This is a genomic window from Marinobacter lacisalsi (genome assembly GCF_042651045.1).
GTDB classification, from domain to species: domain Bacteria; phylum Pseudomonadota; class Gammaproteobacteria; order Pseudomonadales; family Oleiphilaceae; genus Marinobacter; species Marinobacter lacisalsi.
On sequence record NZ_JBHSDI010000003.1, the window covers coordinates 1 to 1,894 of the forward strand.

The following is a 1,894-nucleotide window of genomic DNA, read 5'->3' on the forward strand; positions in this document are numbered from 1 at the left end:
CAGAGGCGCTCATGCGAGCGCCCGGATCTATAGTCTGATCGAGACTGCTCGCGCCAACAGGATCGAACCTTATCGGTACATGGTCAGGGTGCTGAGCGAGTTGCCGTCAGCGGCGACCGATAAGGATCTGGATGGCCTGTTGCCGTGGAATCAGGATGAGGCTATGCCGGTGTAGTTAGTGGACCGCTTACGGATCGAACCTTATCGGTACATGGTCAGGGTGCTGAGCGAGTTGCCATCAGCGGCGACCGATAAGGATCTGGATGGCCTGTTGCCGTGGAATCAGGATGAGGCTATGCCGGTGTAGTTAGTGGACCGCTTACGTTCTGAAGCAACTACACGCCATCACAGGTGACCAGGAATTGGTATTTGAATCAGTAAGGCCGGGACGACCACTATCCGAGAATACTATTAACGTAGCCCTCAAATCCATGGGCTTTGACGGAACTACCATGGTTGGTCATGGCTTCCGAGCCACGGCGTCAACACTTTTGCACGAACAGGGATGGCCGCCAGAAGTGATTGAGTTGCAACTGGCCCACAAACAGCGCAATCAAGTGGCCGCAGCATATAACAGGTCAGCTCGCCTCGATGAGCGAAGACAGATGATGCAACACTGGTCGAACTACCTAGAAAACGTCAGAACTTACACAGATGCCATCCAGCAACAAAGCAGCGAGTTTGGAATTTAAATGAGCAACCCAACAAATCCCAATAACAACTCACTATTCGCCCCCGCTCCCAAACCTGCAGCTCCCACGAAGAGTGACCAAGTAAAAGCTATTTTGGGTCTCGCTCTTAACTTTATGCAAAAACGCTTGCATAAAAATGGCAATGTATATCTCGTAGACAGTACAAGTAGAAAGGTCTTCTTCATTGATGACGAGTCTGTCTTCAATACAATCACAGAGCTCGCGCTGCGCAACAATGTTGTTATTAGTAATTCAGCGATACAAACCGCAAAGCGTATCCTAAAATCACAAAGTGGCACCACACCAAGCAAGATCAATCTCAGAATCGGTCTAGGCCAGCACGCATATTTCTTGGACTTCGCCGACGGCGTCAACTTTATCCGGTATTCGGCAGATGGCGCCGAAAAAGTGATTTTAAACTCACAAAATGCCCATTCCATAGACGTTGACTTTTTAAGAGCGGCAAATCTCGCCCCTATCCCCCCGTTAATTCGCATGGGAAGGCCTGCGCATGCGGCATACCCAAAGCCTCTCAATGAAGAAGGAACTTTAAATTGGCTATTAAGACGTAGCCCCTGCTTAAATCTTTTGTTGAGCATCACCAATATTCCAGAAAGATACTACAGTATAATTATTAGCTGGATGGTTTGTACGCTTCTTCCTGAACGAGCCCAAACGGTTTTGGAAATCACTGGAGAAGAGAGTTCAGGAAAAAGCACTGCTGCCTGGATCATTAAAAGCTTGATAGATCCTGCAGACAAAACGCTGAACGAAACCCCAAGCTCGACAAAAGAACTACTTTCTATCGCACAGAATAGTCATATAGTTGCCATTGATAATGCAGACGAACTTTCCGAGCTCATGCAGGGTAAAATTTACGAGCTATTAACGAGCGGAGTTCAATTTCAAACCAATTATGGGCTCCCAGGTAACTCATGGACTATTACACTCAGAAAGCCAATCATTGTCACCAGCACTTCCTCGATGCTTTCAAATAAATCTCTAGCGAAGCAGAGTATATCAATTGACCTTCCACACCTAAAGGAAGGAAAGCACGCGCAAATTATAAATGAACAGTTCTATGAGAACCATCCTTACCCTATGTGTCAGCGTAGTTGTCGCCTGATGATTTCAGAGGACAACCATGCCCTATTACTCGCCGGAACGTAAGGAAGCCATTCTCCAGAAGATGGCGCCACCTC

General features: G+C 47.5%; 4 protein-coding genes. All 4 read left to right on the plus strand.

Annotated elements, in window-relative coordinates:
* The first annotated feature begins 37 nt into the window (after window positions 1-37).
* Genes ACFOZ5_RS03370 through ACFOZ5_RS03385 form a run of 4 tightly spaced genes read left to right on the plus strand, consistent with a single transcriptional unit; the run spans window position 38 to window position 1,862 of the window.
* A complete protein-coding gene (locus ACFOZ5_RS03370) occupies window positions 38-175 on the plus strand; it encodes a transposase domain-containing protein (protein ID WP_379885435.1) in 138 nt (45 codons plus the stop codon).
* A gap of 3 nt (window positions 176-178) precedes the next feature.
* Window positions 179-307 carry a transposase domain-containing protein gene (locus ACFOZ5_RS03375; RefSeq protein WP_379885431.1) on the plus strand — a complete coding sequence of 43 codons (129 nt, stop codon included), beginning with the start codon at window positions 179-181 and terminating at the stop codon, window positions 305-307.
* 55 nt (window positions 308-362) lie between these two features.
* Window positions 363-692, plus strand: a complete 330-nt coding sequence (locus tag ACFOZ5_RS03380; protein WP_379885433.1) for a tyrosine-type recombinase/integrase — start codon at window positions 363-365, stop codon at window positions 690-692.
* Window positions 693-1,862, plus strand: a complete 1,170-nt coding sequence (locus ACFOZ5_RS03385; RefSeq protein WP_379885434.1) for a hypothetical protein — start codon at window positions 693-695, stop codon at window positions 1,860-1,862.
* Window positions 1,863-1,894: the final 32 nt, after the last annotated feature.